Origin of the sequence: Pedobacter cryotolerans, assembly GCF_005116475.1 — a bacterium.
Taxonomy (GTDB): domain Bacteria; phylum Bacteroidota; class Bacteroidia; order Sphingobacteriales; family Sphingobacteriaceae; genus Pedobacter; species Pedobacter cryotolerans.
Genome location: NZ_SWBO01000001.1, coordinates 277,282 through 294,873 on the forward strand (window position 1 = coordinate 277,282; position 17,592 = coordinate 294,873).

Annotated in this window: 14 protein-coding genes; 3 read left to right on the forward strand and 11 right to left on the reverse strand. The window is 35.0% G+C overall.

Annotated elements, in window-relative coordinates:
* Nucleotides 1–165 precede the first annotated feature (165 nt).
* Complete coding sequence (locus FA045_RS01300; RefSeq protein WP_136873641.1) at nucleotides 166–408, forward strand: PLDc N-terminal domain-containing protein; 243 nt, start codon at nucleotides 166–168, stop codon at nucleotides 406–408.
* Here FA045_RS01300 and FA045_RS01305 read toward each other — a convergent pair.
* The 6 genes from FA045_RS01305 to pnuC all read right to left on the reverse strand — a co-directional run bounded on the left by FA045_RS01305 (nucleotide 405) and on the right by pnuC (nucleotide 7,104).
* Nucleotides 405–1,691: an MFS transporter gene (locus FA045_RS01305; protein WP_136873643.1), complete on the reverse strand. Its 1,287-nt coding sequence runs from the start codon at nucleotides 1,689–1,691 to the stop codon at nucleotides 405–407. The two genes, FA045_RS01300 and FA045_RS01305, sit on opposite strands and share 4 nt — an antisense overlap.
* 101 nt (nucleotides 1,692–1,792) lie before the next feature.
* Nucleotides 1,793–2,191: a group III truncated hemoglobin gene (locus tag FA045_RS01310; protein ID WP_136873645.1), complete on the reverse strand. Its 399-nt coding sequence runs from the start codon at nucleotides 2,189–2,191 to the stop codon at nucleotides 1,793–1,795.
* Between the two features lie 189 nt (nucleotides 2,192–2,380).
* Complete coding sequence (locus FA045_RS01315; RefSeq protein ID WP_136873647.1) at nucleotides 2,381–3,013, reverse strand: thiamine phosphate synthase; 633 nt, start codon at nucleotides 3,011–3,013, stop codon at nucleotides 2,381–2,383.
* 155 nt (nucleotides 3,014–3,168) lie between these two features.
* Complete coding sequence (locus tag FA045_RS01320) at nucleotides 3,169–5,550, reverse strand: TonB-dependent receptor (protein WP_317130560.1); 2,382 nt, start codon at nucleotides 5,548–5,550, stop codon at nucleotides 3,169–3,171.
* A 425-nt stretch (nucleotides 5,551–5,975) separates the two neighbouring features.
* Nucleotides 5,976–6,497 carry an AAA family ATPase gene (locus FA045_RS01325; protein WP_136873649.1) on the reverse strand — a complete coding sequence of 174 codons (522 nt, stop codon included), beginning with the start codon at nucleotides 6,495–6,497 and terminating at the stop codon, nucleotides 5,976–5,978.
* A complete protein-coding gene (gene pnuC, locus FA045_RS01330; RefSeq protein WP_136873651.1) occupies nucleotides 6,481–7,104 on the reverse strand; it encodes a nicotinamide riboside transporter PnuC in 624 nt (207 codons plus the stop codon). The genes FA045_RS01325 and pnuC overlap by 17 nt, the downstream gene beginning before the upstream one ends.
* Nucleotides 7,105–7,592: 488 nt before the next feature.
* Between pnuC and FA045_RS01335 the strand changes: the two genes are divergently transcribed.
* Both FA045_RS01335 and carB read left to right on the forward strand, forming a co-directional pair.
* Nucleotides 7,593–7,910 carry a peptidase associated/transthyretin-like domain-containing protein gene (locus tag FA045_RS01335; RefSeq protein WP_136873653.1) on the forward strand — a complete coding sequence of 106 codons (318 nt, stop codon included), beginning with the start codon at nucleotides 7,593–7,595 and terminating at the stop codon, nucleotides 7,908–7,910.
* 204 nt (nucleotides 7,911–8,114) lie between these two features.
* Nucleotides 8,115–11,012, forward strand: coding sequence for a carbamoyl-phosphate synthase large subunit (carB, locus tag FA045_RS01340; protein WP_136873655.1), 2,898 nt, complete (start codon nucleotides 8,115–8,117; stop codon nucleotides 11,010–11,012).
* Between the two features lie 640 nt (nucleotides 11,013–11,652).
* Here the strand turns inward: carB and FA045_RS01345 are convergent.
* From FA045_RS01345 to FA045_RS01365, 5 genes are all read right to left on the reverse strand, one after another.
* Nucleotides 11,653–12,609, reverse strand: coding sequence for a DUF3137 domain-containing protein (locus FA045_RS01345; protein WP_136873657.1), 957 nt, complete (start codon nucleotides 12,607–12,609; stop codon nucleotides 11,653–11,655).
* Nucleotides 12,609–13,166, reverse strand: coding sequence for a LemA family protein (locus FA045_RS01350; protein WP_205943075.1), 558 nt, complete (start codon nucleotides 13,164–13,166; stop codon nucleotides 12,609–12,611). Before FA045_RS01350 ends, FA045_RS01345 begins: the two co-directional genes overlap by 1 nt.
* 134 nt (nucleotides 13,167–13,300) lie before the next feature.
* On the reverse strand, nucleotides 13,301–13,771 hold the full coding sequence (locus tag FA045_RS01355) for a DUF4920 domain-containing protein (protein WP_136873661.1): 471 nt from the start codon (nucleotides 13,769–13,771) through the stop codon (nucleotides 13,301–13,303).
* Between the two features lie 344 nt (nucleotides 13,772–14,115).
* Nucleotides 14,116–15,492: a DNA repair protein RadA gene (radA, locus tag FA045_RS01360; protein WP_136873663.1), complete on the reverse strand. Its 1,377-nt coding sequence runs from the start codon at nucleotides 15,490–15,492 to the stop codon at nucleotides 14,116–14,118.
* Nucleotides 15,493–15,930: 438 nt separating this feature from the next.
* On the reverse strand, nucleotides 15,931–17,481 hold the full coding sequence (locus FA045_RS01365) for an Rne/Rng family ribonuclease (protein ID WP_136873665.1): 1,551 nt from the start codon (nucleotides 17,479–17,481) through the stop codon (nucleotides 15,931–15,933).
* Nucleotides 17,482–17,592 lie beyond the last annotated feature (111 nt).

A 17,592-nucleotide genomic window follows, 5' to 3' on the forward strand; every position in this document is an offset into this window, starting at 1 on the left:
TGCAATTTAAACCGGATTGAAATGGCATCCTGTGAGCTGTCATCCTGAGCGTAGTCGAAGGAAGCGAACAGATACAATGGAAAGCCGGACTAACTTTAATAGCTACAGAATTATTGCTTTTCAAAAATTTTAAAACTATTTCTATAACAAATCTATTTATTAGATATGCTTTTAGAATTTTTAAACATGGGTGGTGCAGAAATTGGGTTAATTTTAGCGATTGTAGCTGTGCCCTTTCTGTTAATTATTTACTGTATTGTAGATATTTTACGATCAGAATTTAAAACAGGCTTAATGAAATTTGTTTTCTTGGCTTTGGTTTTATTTGCTCCTTTTGTTGGTAGCATTATTTACTTAGTGATTAGAAAAGACTATTTAAAGGCAAATAGTAATACCCCAATGATTTAAATTTGATCTTCAATTTTATCGGCTGGCTTAATATCATTTAAGGTAAGTGGCAATAAATTTTTAGTTTTCATGTAAGTAACGAAAGCAATAATTAGGGTCATGCTACCGCCAAAAACTACAGCCGGAACCGTACGCATTAACTTTGCTGTTAAACCAGATTCGAAAGCGCCAATTTCATTTGATGAGCCAATAAACATACTATTTACCGCTGATACTCGTCCACGCATTTGGTCTGGTGTAAGCAATTGCATAATGGTAGAACGGATGATAACGCTTACACTATCAAAAGCGCCTTCGCAGAATAAAAAGAATAGCGTAAGGTAAAAACTAGTTGATAAGCCATAACAAATGATGCTTACACCAAAGCCTGTTACAGCAATTAACAAATTACGCCAAGGTTTATTCATCGGTGGGTATTTAGTCATAACCAACATAGTTAAAACCGAACCAACAGAAACTGCAGCTCGCATATAACCTGCACCTTCGGATCCTACATGCAAAATTTCTATCGCTATAATAGGTAAAAGCGCAACTGCTCCGCCAAAAAACACCGAAAACAAATCTAAACTAATGGCTCCCAACATCATTTTACTTTTAAAAACAAATTGAACACCTTCGGTTAAGCTTTTTAAAATACTTTCTTTAGGGATAAATGTTGGTGGGTGCGCTTTTAAAAATAGAATGCAGATTAAAGCAACAAAAATAAAACTGGTAATAACCAAATATGAGTTGGTTATGCCAAAATGAGCATATACTAAACCGCCTGTTGCTGGACCTAAAATTGAAGCCAATTGCCAGCTAGAACTACCCCAAGTTGCCCCGTTTGGATATAATTTTTTTGGTAAAATTTGCCCCATTAAAGAAAAGGTTGTTGGTCCGAAAAAGCCTCTAGCTAAGCCGATGCAAAAAATCATGCTGTATAAAATGGGCAGAATTGTATCTTTTTGCAGCCCCATCTGCTTATTGGTAAAGGTTAACATTACCAGAGAACAAATTAAAACAGCAGCGAAAATTTTAATCAGTAATCCTTTTTTTTCTGTTTTATCTGCCACATAGCCTCCATAAAGTGAAATTGATATAGATGGAATGGCTTCGCATAAACCAATAAAAGCCAGTGCTAATGGATCTCTTGTTAAATCGTAAATGTACAAGCCTAAAACAATGGCTTGCATTTGGTAAGCAAAAGTGAAAAAGAAACGCATGCCAATGTATGAGCGAAATTCTCTAAACCTGAGGGCAGCAAATGGGTCTTTTTTTTCGGCTAAAACAGATTGTTCTTCCAATGGAAAATAATTTCTGCTAAAATAAGGTTTAGTAGCTTAATTATTTAACAGAAAATAACAGGAAAGTATAACAAAGGGAAAAATTACAAGATTTTAACCAATTAAATTAATGGTTGAGCAGGGTTGTTCTTGTAATAATCTAATTTATATTGAAACATTTCGCTCATTCTTACTGCACGCCATTTGGCTTCTGAAGCTTTTTCGCCTGTAAAATGTTCATCTACGGTTTCATTGAATAAGCTAATCCATGTGTCAAAATGTTCTTTTTGTATGGGAAGTTTAGCATGTTTCAAAAACGGACTGCCGCTGTATGCTTGCACATCTAACAATAAAGTTTGCCAAAAGCCATACATTTTCTCTAAATGGGCAGGCCAGTTTTCTTTAATAACGCCATTAAAAATGGGAGATAAAAGTTCATTGTCTCTAATTTTTCCGTAAAAATCATCTACTAATAACTTAACATCATCAATGTTTAAGATATCCGTACTTGCGTTATCCATGTTTTATTATTTGATATGCTCAAATATAAGCTGTTCAATTTCTTTGAATCTGTTCACAATCATAAAATGACCTGATTTTGGTAATTTAATATGCTCATTGTCATACAGAGCGCAGCGAAGTATCCCTATTAGAGATTCCTTCCCGAGAAATCGGGACAGGCTGTGCCTCGGAATGATAAAGTTTGAGAACTAATTTACTTCCCTGTAAAAATCTACATAAGCCTCATACATATTTTCGGCCTGGTTTATTGCTGATGATGCAGCAATACCAAAAACTCCAGTTGTCATTAATGTTGGCACATCTGCTAGAGTAACTCCGCCAACCGCTAAAATTGGTAAATCTATATTAGCTGATTTTAGTTTTTTTACAGCGTTGGCATATTCATCTATGCTAACCAAAGGATTATCGTTTGGCTTAGTAGAGGTTGTATTAAATGGCCCAAAACCAGCATAATCTGCACCTTCATTTGCCAATTTTATCAATTGCTCAACCGTATTTGCAGAGCCACCTAAAGTAAATTCTTCTCCAACTTGTTTACGCAGGGCGATGAAATCTGCATCCATATCTTCAATATGAAAACCTTGAATATCGGCTTTGCCTTTTAAATGGATGTGGTTGGTTACAATTAAAGTTGCTCCCCAATCATCGCATATTTCTGCAATAAGATTGATGTCCGCTAAAAGTTCATCATCAGCTTTGCTTAAACAACGATATTGGATCCATTTTGCACCAGCTTCACAGGCTACTTGCACTTGTTCAATGTGTGAACTTTGTGCAAGATCATGCGTGATGAAATGTAATTTTTCGATGTATTTTTTCATGATATATTTTACGTCATTTCGAACGAGCTTTCCGCGAGGAGAAATCTGTAATAGTCTACACTTTTTTTGTTCTAGCAGTGCAAATCTGTAGATATCTCCTCGCTTCGCTGCGCTCGATATGACGATGTAAAAAGCCCCCTTTAGGGGGTTGGGGGTTAAAACTTAAGGCTTAAATTTAACAAAAAGTTTCGGGTTGCTTGTGGGTAATAATAATTGCCACGTTCTAAAGCTCCGCCAAAAAGATAGCTGTAAGAACCACCGTTGTTTTCATACAATTCGTTAAATACATTATTCACCATAAACGTTAATCCGATATTTTTTACGCCAGCAAATGTGGTGTTGTAGCTTAGGCGAATATCATTTACAAAAAAGCTTGATAAGGTTCTATTACCGGCAGATGTATTATCTAAATTTTGTTTGCCCACATATTTACTTACAAAAGCAATTTGTCCGTTTTTAATCACATTATAGCCTATCTCACTAGATGCAATTACCGAGGGAGAGAAAGAAATATTGGTATTTTGATACGTGTTAATTACAACTGGATTTATTGCAGTAGGGTCTTCATCGTAAATAAATTCTGTGAACTCTTTAATTTTATTTGTACTAAATGTAGCTGTTCCAGCCCAATAAAAATCTTTAGATATTTGCCATCTACCATCAAATTCTAAACCTAAACGATAGCTATCTGGTACATTTTGTCTGGTTTGTCCGCCAACTTCATTTAGCTCACCAGTGTTAATCAATTGATTTTTATACAGCATTGCATAACCATTAACCCCCAAAGATAGGTTGCTAAATTGGGTTCTGTAACCTGCTTCAAAATTGGTTAAATTTTCATGCAATGGTCTGCTATTGATATTCGAATCGGTAAAATCTCTTCTGTTTGGCTCTTTGTTACCAACCGCAACAGATGCATAAACATTGCTTTTTGCATTAAAATTATAAGTCAAACCTGCTTTCGGATTGAAGAAATTTAAACTAGCATTTTGCTGTGCCGGAGTACCCGATGGATCGATACCAAAATAGGAATAATAAACACTACGGTATTGCAAATCGGCAAAGAAATTAAATTTATCTAATTGGTAATTGGCTCTACCAAAAATGTTAAAATCTGTTTTAAAAGCATCATTGTCATTGTATCGGTGTCTAATTGATCCACTTCCATCATAATTTGCAAATTGTGCCCAAATTACTTCATCAAAATGTTTACCATCATACTCATTGTATGCGCCACCCAAAATAAAGTTTAAATTGCTTTTTGGCGTATAGTTCAATGAATAGGTTACCCCATAAAAATCGTTATCTAACCATAATCTTCTCACTAAATCAGAATTTGTGATTGTAGCTCCGCCAATATTCACCGCTGGGATATTGTAATCATCTAATACCTGATTTTCTCTAAACTCTTCGTAATAACCTCTGCCGTAAGTGTAATGTAAAGCAGCATTTGCTGTTAATTGACTACCTAATGTTCTGGTATAAAATAACTGGTAATGATCTTGTTGATAATTGTCCGTTTGGTTATCGTAAGTGAAGTCGTTGTGTCTTCTATCTGTTAACAATTTTGCTTCAGAAATTCCATTCCAAGCTTGATAAGTTTTTTCTGTTCCGCTAAATACGTTGGCACGAAGGATATCTTTTTCGCCATAATAAGCACCTGAAACAAAAAACGATTTTAAATTAGCAGAAGCCCGATCTACATAGCCATCAGATTTTATTCTAGATAAACGCCCATCAAAACTGAATTTGTTATTAATTAATCCTGTACCTACATTTACGGTATTTTTCCAAGTTTCGAAAGAACCATACGTATTGTTTAGCTCGGCATAGGCCGAATCTCTTCTGGTAGTTGTTTGTATATTTAAACTTGCACCAAAAGCACCTGCACCATTGGTAGATGTACCTACTCCACGTTGAATTTGAATGTTATCTACTGATGAGGCTAAGTCTGGTAGATTAATGAAAAAACTTCCTTGACTTTCGGCATCATTTAATGGGATACCATTTACAGTTACATTTATTCTTGTGGCATCGCTACCTCTAATTCTTATGCCAGTATAACCAATTCCTGTTCCTGCATCAGAGCTTACTACAACAGATGGCGTTTGGTTTAGCAAGTAAGGTAAATCTTGACCAAGATTATTTTTCTCGATTGCCGCTTTATCTAAATTTTTAAATGTTGTGGCCGAGTTTTTACTTGCTCTTGTTGCACTAACCACAACTTCATCTCCAATAAAAATTTGTTGCGCTAAGCTAAAATTAAGTGCTGTGTTTGAGCTTAGGTTAATTGTTTTTTCTTCAGTTCGGTACCCTAAAAAACTAACCATGAAAGTGTATCTGCCTGATGGCAAACTTAAAGTGTAATCGCCATTGGTATTTGAGTTAACAGCCGTAACATTGTTTTTTAACCTGATGGTTGCACCTGCTAAAGGTTTTTGATTGTTGTCGGTTACTTTACCGTTAACCGTAATTTGAGCCATAGCCACACAAGGCAATAGCATGGCAAATAATGCCAAGATTTTAAAATTTTTCAATTTGTAATTTTGTTTTAGTTAAACCTGCCAAGAGTAGGGGTACTCCCAGCCTTAGTTAAACTCCATAAACCATCCCTACGCCAGCATTACCTGGATCAGGTGCATTTAAAGTTAGGGTTTAGCTGTTAGTGTTTAGGGTTAGCGTATCGCTACCTTCAACCTTATAAGCTTTTACCTTCAACCTTAAAATGGGTATGTTCTCAGCCTTTATTTGTGTTTTTTACAAAACAAGGCACCCCTTATTGATGGGGCAAATGTAAAACAAAATGATTGAGAATACGAAATTGATTGTAAAATTAGTTACTTGTTCTTTTTTTTGGGCGTTTTTACACGCTGTCCGCTGTATCCCCGATGAAAAATCGGGGGATGCCGCTTCCATCGTTAACGCTAGCAAATCATCAAAAAATGGCGCCTTAATTTTCCCGCTACAAGAATTCATCAATTGCTTTAATCGCATTTTGCAACCTAGTTTCAATACCGCCAATAACAACATAATTTGCATTAAGAGCGCTCAGTTCATTATGCCAAACTTGCATAAAATGTTCTCGCTTATGCGGAAAATCTCTTAGTGGATCATCCTGCCAAGGCAAATCAATGTCTAACAAAATATAAAAATCATACGGACGATTTTTTAATCCATCTAAAACAATTTGAGGCGTTTCTCCAAAAAATTCATCACTCCAAATTTTTACCGTTGCAAAAGTGGTATCGCAAATAATAAAATCGGTTTCGGCAGTAGCCAAAATAGATTCTTCTAAAGCAACCTGACCATGAAACATATTAATTTCATCCTGCAAAGTGCAATCCGCTGGTAAAGCTTCGCAATAATAGCGGGCATATTCTGGTACCCAAGGCACATTATAATGTTTAGCCAAAGCAATAGACATGGTAGATTTGCCCGTGCTTTCTGGGCCAACGATCGCTATTTTTTTAATTTTTTTGTTCACGGTAAATTTTCCTCCAATCTATGTAGCCCATAGTTGCAATGCCGATGTATAATAAATACATCAACCCTGTTGCGTATAAATCTTTTGAGAAATAAACGCCAACATAAATGATGTCTACAAAAACCCAAATTAACCAATTTTGTAAAACTTTACGAGCCAAAAATACTTGAGCAACTAAACTACAAGCTGTACAAAAGCTGTCAATAAATGGAAATGAGGCATCTGTTTTTTTAAACAAGGTGAAACCCAAAGCTACGGTAAACAAAATGATGCCAGCGATAGAAAGCAGTATTTCCTTTTTAGTAATGTTTAATATTGGTCTTTCTTGGGTTGGATTATTTCTGTGTTTACTCCAAAAATACCAACCGTATAAGTTCATAAATAAAAAGTATACCTGCAAACCAGCATCTGCATAAAGTTTCCCTTCAAAAAAAATGAAAATATAAATTATCACCGAAACACAGGCAATAGGCCAGTTCCAAATGTTATTTTTTGCAGCAAGCCAAACGCAAAGAATGCCAGTAAAAACTCCGCACCATTCTAACAATCCAGTGCCGAAAAGAAATTGGTTTATGCTTTCAGTAAATCCGTTTGCCAATACTAACATTTTTCAAATGTATAAAATACATATCAGTTTTGAATATGGTTAAGTGGACATGTTTAGTTAACAAAATCATGTAAAACAAAAAATCCGATAGGGAACAACCCCTACCGGAAAATAAACCAAACAAACTATTTATGAAGAATCCTCAAACTTGTTGAGGAAATTTTAGATCGATTTCAAATCAGCTAATCGCTGTGCAAATTTTGATAACACTTACTAAACGCATTATGATTACCATTAGTACAACATTTTTGCCAATAATTGTTTTTCAACATCTTCTTGACTTTTGCGTGACTTCTGAAACAAAATCTAACTGAGATGCTTTGTTAAATATATAAACGATTATTGCTTGCAAAAAGTTTTTATGCTAAGAAATTATTTGATGTATTGAATTTTATACAAATGATTTATAATTGAAACAATGTAATTTAATGAATTGTTATTTCTATACTTATCTAATTAAGTATTTATAAAAAATTAAATCTATCATTATGAAAAGAGCAGGTTTAAATATATTGGTTGCTACAGCCCTATCATTGGGCTTATTTGCCTTCGGATCAATTAAACAAGGCGGCATACAAGGAAAAGTAACGCCTGCAGAAGGCGCCAAAGAAGTTTTAGCAATTGCAGGAACTGATACGTTAAGAAGTCAGATCAATAACGGAGCTTTTGTTTTTAGTAATGTAAAAAAGGGCACCTATATGGTTTGGGTTAAGGCAAATGCGCCTTATAAAGATATATCAGTTGAAAACGTAGCAGTAGCAGATAGTGCTACAACAGATATTGGCGAAATTAAATTAATGCAATAACTGCATATTTCGAAATAAAATTAAGAGGGCAAATTGTCCTCTTTTTTATTATAATATTTTTTAAATAAATCAATTAAATCTCTGTTCAAAAACCTATCTTTGCATCCCGACAGAGCAGTTGGGATATTTCATCATAGCAAAGGAATTCTTCCAGCTATCAGTCAAAAATTTTGACTATTCACTTTAGACTTTTTTAAAAACCTCATGCCTAAAGATACCTCTATACGTTCAGTACTAATTATCGGATCAGGACCAATCATTATTGGCCAAGCTTGCGAATTTGATTATGCTGGTTCTCAAGCCGCACTTTCTCTTAAAGATGAAGGAATTACGGTTTCAATTATCAACTCTAATCCGGCAACAATTATGACGGATAAAGTTATCGGCGATCATGTTTATTTATTGCCATTAACTTTAGATTCGATTGAGCAAATTTTAACAGACCACGCAACAAATCCAAATTTGCCTAAAATTGATGCCGTATTGCCTACCATGGGCGGTCAAACAGCATTAAATCTTTGCGTTGATGCAGAAGAACGTGGTATTTGGGAAGCTCATGGTGTTAAAATAATCGGTGTTGATGTTGCTGCAATCGAAAAAACCGAAAACAGAGAATCGTTTCGCCAATTAATGGTTGATATTGGTGTGGGTGTTGCTCCATCAAAAATTGCAAATTCTTATTTAGAAGGAAAAGAAGCCGCACAAAGCATTGGCTTTCCATTGGTAATTCGCCCATCATATACATTAGGTGGTTCTGGTGGTGGTTTTGTGCACAAAAAAGAAGATTTTGATGCTGCTTTAAAACGTGGTTTAGAAGCTTCGCCAACTCACGAAGTTCTAGTAGAAAAAGCGGTTTTAGGTTGGAAAGAGTACGAATTGGAATTGTTGAGAGATGGAAACGATAATGTAATTATCATTTGTTCTATCGAAAACTTCGATCCGATGGGTATTCATACTGGAGACTCAATTACCGTTGCTCCAGCAATGACATTATCAGATCGTTGTTACCAAGAAATGCGTAATCAAGCTATAAAAATGATGCGTGCCATTGGTAATTTTGCTGGCGGATGTAATGTTCAGTTCTCTGTAAACCCAGATAATGATGACATCATCGCTATCGAAATTAACCCTCGTGTTTCTCGTTCATCAGCTTTGGCAAGTAAAGCAACGGGTTATCCAATTGCAAAAATTGCAGCTAAATTAGCCATCGGTTACAATTTAGATGAAATAGAAAATCAAATTACCAAAACAACTTCAGCATATTTCGAACCTACTTTAGATTATGTTATCGTAAAAATCCCTCGTTGGAATTTCGATAAATTTAAAGGTGCAAATATGGAGTTAGGTTTGCAGATGAAATCTGTAGGAGAGGTAATGGCAATTGGCCGTAGTTTTATAGAGGCATTACAAAAAGCAACGCAAAGTTTAGAAATTGGCAGAGCTGGTTTAGGTGCTGATGGGAGACATAACAGAAGCATTGAAGAAATAATGTACGGTTTAGAGCATCCAAGTTGGAACAGATTGTTCTTAATTAAAGATGCAATGAGCATGGGTGTGCCTTTAGAATCTATCCGTAAGGTAACCAAAATAGATAAATGGTTTTTAACCCAAATACAAGAATTAGTAAACCTTGAGGTAGAATTAAAGCGATATTCGCTAAACAATGTACCGAAAGACGTTTTCTTTAACTTAAAGCAAAAAGGATTTTCAGACATACAAATTGCTTACGTTTTAGGTAACGTAACCGAAGATGATGTTTACAATCGTAGAAAAGAACTAGGCATTAGAAGGGTTTACAAAATGGTTGATACTTGTGCAGCAGAATTTGCAGCGCAAACGCCATATTTCTACTCCACTTTTGAGGAAGCGCCAATTCAGATTTCATTAGTAGGTAAAGAAATATTATCAAACGGAGATGAATTAGGTACCAACGAATCTATTGTTTCTGATAAAAAGAAAGTAATTGTTTTAGGTTCTGGCCCGAATAGAATTGGTCAAGGTATCGAATTTGATTACTCGTGCGTACACGGTTTGTTAGCAGCTAAAGAAAGTGGTTTCGAAGCAATCATGATCAACTGTAATCCAGAAACGGTTTCTACAGATTTTAACATGGCCGATAAATTATATTTCGAGCCAGTTTTCTGGGAACATGTACGTGAGATTATTGAATTAGAAAATCCAGTTGGTGTAATTGTACAATTAGGTGGTCAAACGGCGCTTAAAATGGCCGAAAAACTACATGAGAATAACATCAAAATCATCGGAACTTCTTATAACGATATGGATATTGCCGAAGATCGTGGTCGTTTCTCTGATTTGTTAAAAGAATTAGAAATTCCTTATCCAAGATATGGTGTAGCAGAAAATGCAGAAGAAGCAATTGTTGTTGCAAACGAGGTTGGTTATCCAGTTTTGGTTCGCCCAAGTTACGTATTAGGCGGACAAGGAATGAGCATCGTAATTAACGATGAAGATTTAGAAAAAGCAGTAGTAAAACTACTCGGCGATTTACCTGGTAACCGTGTTTTAATCGATCACTTTTTAGATAGAGCAGAAGAAACTGAATCAGACTCAATTTCTGATGGAACAGATTGCCACATAGTTGGTTTAATGGAGCACATTGAGCCTGCAGGTATCCATTCTGGCGATTCGAGTGCAGTTTTGCCTCCTTTTAGCTTATCAGAAAAAGTAATTGCCGATATGGAAAATTACTCGAAGAAAATAGCAAAAGCTTTAAACGTAATTGGTTTATTAAATATTCAGTTTGCGGTTAAGGATGATAAAGTTTACGTAATTGAGGCAAATCCACGTGCTTCGAGAACAGTACCTTTTATAGCCAAAGCTTACGATGTACCTTACATTAACATCGCTGCCAGAATTATGCTTGGCGTTAATAAACTAAGAGATTTTAACATTGTGCGCAAGCTAAAAGGTTATGCCATTAAAGAGCCTGTTTTCTCTTTCGATAAATTCCCAGAAGTAACCAAAGAATTAGGGCCAGAAATGAAATCTACTGGTGAAGCTATACGTTTCATTAAAGATTTAGAAGATCCTTATTTCCGTAAATTGGTTAAAGACAAATCGATGTATTTATCAAAATAGAATTGTCAGTCTGAGCCTAGTCGAAGACTTATACAAATCCCTTAGCGAAAGTTAAGGGATTTTTTTATAACGTTTTTGTCATTCAGAGCGGAGAGAAAAATCTATGAGTTAAATTAGTTTTGAAGCGCAATGAAACTACAACGATTAAGGGCAGTCCAACTTTCCGCTATATCTTTTTGGACCTCTGCTAAAACTTAAGAAGTCGCTTTCTATAAAATTATCAGACTTTGTAAGTTTACCTATACTAATAAAAAGTATGCCGCTTCAATTTGGGCTATTTAACTTAGGCAAGTGCAAGGAAACCCTGTATAGCTCCACACCAGATGTTATTTAAACCCGACGGAAGTGAATACTTAATCCCATTAAGTTAAGAGAGTTTCGTCATTGCGAGGGTCGATTTTTCATCGCCCGAAGCAATCTCCTCTTTGTAATTAGACTCTAAAAGGCAAGGAGATTGCTTCGTGCCTCGCAATGACATACAGTGTGCAAAATCAAAAGCTTAACTTAAAGATATTCAGCGAACACGTAGTGGTAATTTTTTTAATTACCCTGAAGTAAAACATTCAGCGGGACTAACTTTGATATGAAATACTAGCTTAGCTTTTCAAAAATCTTCATCATCAAAATATGAATATAATAATTATTGCTTAGTCCAAATTCTGGTGTTCAGATCTAGCTCATGTACAATATCATACATAAAACCTAAAATTGCCATATCATTTTTTAACAAATCTGGTTTTAGTAGCGATTTAAAAACAGGAGCTTCAAAGTAATTATGGTCTAATGGGAAAGCAATATAAGTTCTGGAATCGATAAAAGATAGCGAAACAGTGTAAGCCGATCGACTATTTAAATCATTAATTTTTTCCATTAATGCTGGTGTTAAAATGTAACGGGCTTCAATTTGATCGGTGCTGTATACCACGAAATTTTTATTGAAACCATCATTTTCAAGCTCTACTACATTTTTATTGCCGAAAGAGTATACGTTTTTGGAAAACCATGCTCCAAGAGTAGCGCCAAAATCTTTCGGTCTAATTACGGTGATGCCGTTAAAGTTTTTATTGAAATCTGCAGTAAATACTATGCCTTTTAAAATATCGTGCCAATGGGTTTGCCTACCATTTTTGCCTTGCGTTTCGGTTTTATACTCGGCATGTACCTCAGCAAAATAGAAAGCAGTTTTGTCTATTTTACCAGTAATCAAATCCTCTGTGTGGTATCTATCTGGCTCTTGAGTAAATAGTTGCGAGAATTTAAATTCTTCTTCGGCAATGCCATTATTTGGATTAATTGTTAAATTTTGATCTATTGAACTTAAGGCAGCGCCAATTATTTCGTGCTTAAAGCGGCTTTTGTAAAGCGCACCCTCATCGCTAATTTTATAAAGGATAACCACACCAGGAATTATGGCAGCTGCACCAACTACAACACCGATAATTACTGCGCTATAAGCTACGGCAATAATTAGCAGTAAAATGCCAAATGCAATTGCTCCCCAGCCTTGAGTTTGCTTAGATACAATCTTTTTTCTAAGCGTTTCTAATTCGGCTAAAACTGGCTGAATTTGAGGGTTGCTGATAAAATCTTGAGCCATTAACTATTAAAAAGTTCTTTTGCGCTAATGTTTTTACGTTCTTCGGAAGCAGTTTCTAAAACTGGCATAGTTTGGTAACCTAACATGCCTGCAAACATATTGCTCGGAAACATCATTACAGCATTGTTGTAAGTGGTAACAGTTGCATTATAGTTTCTTCTGGCTGCGGCAATTTGTTCTTCACTTTCTGTCCACGTAGTTTGCAGATTTAAAAAGTTGGTATTTGCTTTTAAATCTGGATAATTTTCTACACTAACCATTAATCCTTTTACTGCTGTACCAATCTGTTGGTCTAAGGCTAATTTATCACCTTCGGTAGCGTTTGTGCTTAAGGCCTTGCCACGTAATTCGGTAATTTTGGTTAAGGTTTCTCCTTCATACTGGGTGTATTGTTTTACAGTTTCTACTAAGTTTGGCAAAAGATCGAAACGTTTTTTAAGCATTACATCAATGCCTGAAAAGGCATTGGCAACTTGGTTTTTTTTGCTAATTAAAGAATTGTAAATGCTGATACCAAAAATTAGTACAAGGATGGCGATAATTGCGATAATAATCATGGGCGTTATTTTTTATTTAAATATAAAATTATAGATATGAAATAACTAAAGCTGTTACAAAATAATTATAAAAATAAAACCCTGCTCCGGAGAGAGCAGGGTTCAATCAATCAATATTAAAAAGGAGAACCTTCTTAATTTTCCAAAATTACAACTCCTTTTGCTTCAAACACAATTTCTTTTTTAGGTTTTGTAATTTTTGCTATTTCTTCTGCTGACTTTTTAGCGTCTTCTGCAAAATGTTTTAAATCTTCAACAGAGGTTTCTTTTCTTTCTGCAAAGCCATCAATCACAACTTTTTTACCAGCCAAATCTTTGGGCATAAAAAAAGCATAATCTTTAAAGTTTACAAACATCGTCTCGCCATTTGGCATAGCTAAGTTCATGAAACAACCTTTTTTCTGACAAACTAATACTACTTCGCCAGTAACTTTCATATCTCTTTTAGTGCTGTCGCCTAATTTTGCATCAACTTCTGCGGTGGTAATGATCTCGCCTTTTTTAACGCCATCTCCAAATGCTTTACCAGCAATTGTATTTGCATCTTGAGCAAATGTTAATGCAGTAATTAAACTGAATGCAATACTTAAAATAACTTTTTTCATTGTTTTGATATTTTTTGTGCTGATACAAAAGTATTTAAAATCTTGTTACTTAGGGCAATAATCTTGTGAATAAAAATTATTCAGAAAAAAACCCCACTACTTTGCAGTAGTGAGGTCAATCATCCCTATTGTTTTGTTAACCTCCATTACTAGATGAGAACAATAACCATAAGACAATAAGTTGTCCAATATGATTAATAATTTAAAAAATTACTGTATTTATCTGAAATACAAATATTTAGTATATTTTTGATCTAATGTGCCAAGTTTTTCTATTCAACAGTATGTAGAAATTTTACCCAATTAAGCATAAATTGGGTAATAATATTCCTAGTCTTAGCTAATTACCCAAACAATAAACTAAAAACTTCTTCAATTTTGCTTACCGTAACAATTTGGATTTTGAATTTATCTTTGTTTAATCCTTTTAGGTTATAATTAGAGATAAATATTTTTTCAAAGCCTAGTTTTTCTGCTTCAGAAATTCTTTGTTCTATTCTATTTACTGCTCTAATTTCTCCTGATAAGCCCACTTCTGCTGCAAAACAGATTTTAGAAGATATAAATATATCTTCATGTGAAGATATAATCGCTGCCATAATAGCCAAATCTATGGCAGGATCTTCTACTTTAATTCCGCCAGCAATATTTAAAAAAACATCTTTGGCACTTAACCTAAAGCCACAACGTTTTTCTAATACCGCCAAGAGCATGTTCATTCTTTTGGTGTCAAAGCCAGTTGCCGATCGTTGCGGCGTGCCATACGCTGCAACGCTAACCAATGCTTGTGTTTCTATTAACATTGGTCTAGCGCCCTCTAAAGTTGCCCCAATGGTTATGCCGCTTAGTTCTTCATCCCTTTGAGATAATAATATTTCTGAAGGATTAGAAACTTCTCTTAGCCCGCTGCTTTGCATAGCATAAATACCCAACTCTGCTGCGGCACCAAAACGATTTTTTATCGATCTTAATATTCGATAGATGTGATGTCTATCGCCTTCAAATTGTAAAACAGTATCAACCATGTGTTCTAAAATTTTCGGACCAGCAATAGCACCATCTTTGGTAATGTGGCCAATCAAAAATACTGGCGTATTGGTTTCTTTTGCAAAGCGAAGTAATTCTGCGGTGCATTCTCTAACTTGAGATACACTACCAGGAGTAGATTCGATATGAGCAGAATGTAAGGTTTGTATCGAATCTACAATTACAATTTCTGACTCTAACTGCTCAATTTGTTTAAATATGTTTTGGGTTGAAGTTTCGGTAAGGATAAAACAATCTGCCTTAGGTTGAGTGGTAATCCTTTCGGCACGCATTTTAATTTGCTGCTCACTCTCTTCGCCAGAAATGTACAACACTTTTTTCCCGACTACATTTAATGCTAATTGGAGCATAAGCGTAGATTTACCAATACCCGGTTCGCCACCAATTAAAATAACCGAACCAGCAATTAAGCCACCGCCTAAAACGCGGTCTAATTCTAAATCGCCAGTGCTTGTTCTTTCTTCAGTAGCGCTTTGTATGTCTTCAACCTTACTTGGTTTACTTAAACGCTGTGTACCAGAAGGCGATTTCCAAGTAGGTACATGCGAATTGCCCTTTTCAATTACTTCTTCTACAAAGGTATTCCATTGGTTACAAGATGGGCATTTGCCCAACCACTTAGCGGTTTCGAAACCACAACTCTGACAGAAATATGCTGATTTAGTTTTAGCCAATTTGATTTACGATTTTATCTGCCTACGGTAGACAGGGATTTACGAATGACGATTTGTCTCTACGAATTTAAAGCTAATCGTTTTAAATAGCAGATTAAGTTTTAAACAAAAAAGCCTGATTTCGTTTTTGAAACAAGGCTGATATTTTAGTCATCATAATTGTTCGAGATGTTAAGCGAAGCGCATCTTGAACTTTTAAATATAGTGGATTTCAAATCCACTTTATTAATTACTTCGAGATGCCTTTCAGAACATCTCGAAAAGCGTGTTTACGATTTTATCTGCCTACAGTAGACAGGGATTTACGAATGACAATTTATAAATACGAATTTAAAGCTAATCGTTTTAAATAGCAGATTAAGTTTTAAGCAAAAAAGCCTGATTTCTTTTTTGAAACCAGGCAATCGTAATTTGTAAATCTGAAATCGTAACTTGTTGTTACAATTTTATCTCTTCATCTTTAGATGACAGAAAATGAAACTCAGTTAAATTATAAGATGAAACTGATCTCACTTTAATACGCTGGCCAAATTTAAAGAACCATTTCCATTGTAAAGAAACCATTCCTTTTTTAATAAAAGCAGCAATATAAGGATGTACACAAAGTGTGATATTTTTTTCATTCTGCTCTTGCAAAATGTAAGTTAAATTACTTTCAATATCATCCATTAAAACAATACTTGCCTTAATTTCTCCGGTACCATCACAAGTAGGGCATTTCTCTACCGTAACAATATTCATTTCGGGCCTTACACGCTGACGGGTAATTTGTACCAATCCAAATTTACTCGGAGGCAAAATGGTGTGTTTAGCACGGTCTAACAACATCAACTCACGCAAGTAATCGAAAAGCATTTTACGGTTGGTTGCTTTGTGCATATCGATAAAATCGATTACTACAATACCGCCCATATCTCTCAATCTTAACTGACGAGCAATTTCTTTTGCAGCTTCCTTATTAACTTGAAGCGCATTTTCTTCTTGGTTTTCTTTGCTGGCTGTTCTGTTACCGCTATTTACATCAATTACATGTAAAGCTTCGGTATGTTCTACCACCAAATAGGCACCACCGGCAAAATTTACTGTTTTGCCAAAGCCATTTTTAATTTGTTTCTCTACGCCAAAGTGCTCAAAGATGGGCTCTTTATGTTTGTAATATTTAACGATTTTTTCCATTTCTGGAGAAATCTCATGAACATAAGATTTAATATCTTCAAACAGATTTGCATCGTTTACATAAACGTTAGCAAAATCAGCATTTAAAATATCTCGTATTAGGGTAGAAGTACGATCCATCTCTCCCCAAACGCGTTTAGAAGGCTCAGCATCAGGTAACTTTTTTGCAAAGTTTTCCCATTTAGAAACTGAGTCTAATAAATCTTTTTGTAATTCGGCAACACCTTTTCCTTCAGAAACGGTTCTAATGATTACCCCAAAGTTTTTAGGCTTAATACTTTCAATAATCTTTTTTAAACGATTACGTTCGGTATTGCTTTTAATCTTTTTGGAAATCGATATTACGTTCGAAAAGGGCACTAAAACAATGTATCTTCCTGCAATAGAAAGATCAGAGCTTAATCGTGGTCCTTTTGTAGAAATAGGTTCTTTAGCAATTTGAACAGGTAAGATTAAATTTTTGGTAACAATGTCGGATATTTTACCCGCTTTATTGATATCTCCTTCTAATTTAAAATTATCTAATAAATTGCCATTAACTGTACCGTTACGCTTAATTTTTGTAAGCTTTATTAAAGACTGTACCTGCGGACCTAAATCGAAATAATGCAAAAATGCATCTTTCTCATAACCCACATCAACAAACGCAGCGTTTAAGCCCGGCATAATTTTTTTTATGCGGCCCAAATAAATATCGCCAACGGCGTAATTGTTGTTGATGTGTTCTTTATGAAGTTCTACTAGGTATTTATCTTCAATTAAAGCTATGGTTACTCCCGTAGGAGATGAATCGATTATTAATTCCTTTACCAAAAGCTACAGATTTTAAGGCTATTACGCCTTATTACACATGGACAAAAAAACATAGAATCCAAAAATAAATGCAAAGGTTAATGAGCATTTATTTTTGGTCAATTAAAATAG

Excerpts from the sequence above, each read along its gene's own strand:
- FA045_RS01300 (WP_136873641.1), top strand. The coding sequence starts at position 166 with ATGCTTTTAGAATTTTTAAACATGGGTGGTGCAGAAATTGGGTTAATT.
- FA045_RS01310 (WP_136873645.1), bottom strand. The coding sequence starts at position 2,191 with ATGGATAACGCAAGTACGGATATCTTAAACATTGATGATGTTAAGTTA.
- FA045_RS01315 (WP_136873647.1), bottom strand. The coding sequence starts at position 3,013 with ATGAAAAAATACATCGAAAAATTACATTTCATCACGCATGATCTTGCA.
- pnuC (WP_136873651.1), bottom strand. The coding sequence starts at position 7,104 with ATGTTAGTATTGGCAAACGGATTTACTGAAAGCATAAACCAATTTCTT.
- FA045_RS01335 (WP_136873653.1), top strand. The coding sequence starts at position 7,593 with ATGAAAAGAGCAGGTTTAAATATATTGGTTGCTACAGCCCTATCATTG.
- carB (WP_136873655.1), top strand. The coding sequence starts at position 8,115 with ATGCCTAAAGATACCTCTATACGTTCAGTACTAATTATCGGATCAGGA.
- FA045_RS01345 (WP_136873657.1), bottom strand. The coding sequence starts at position 12,609 with ATGGCTCAAGATTTTATCAGCAACCCTCAAATTCAGCCAGTTTTAGCC.
- FA045_RS01350 (WP_205943075.1), bottom strand. The coding sequence starts at position 13,166 with ATGATTATTATCGCAATTATCGCCATCCTTGTACTAATTTTTGGTATC.
- FA045_RS01355 (WP_136873661.1), bottom strand. The coding sequence starts at position 13,771 with ATGAAAAAAGTTATTTTAAGTATTGCATTCAGTTTAATTACTGCATTA.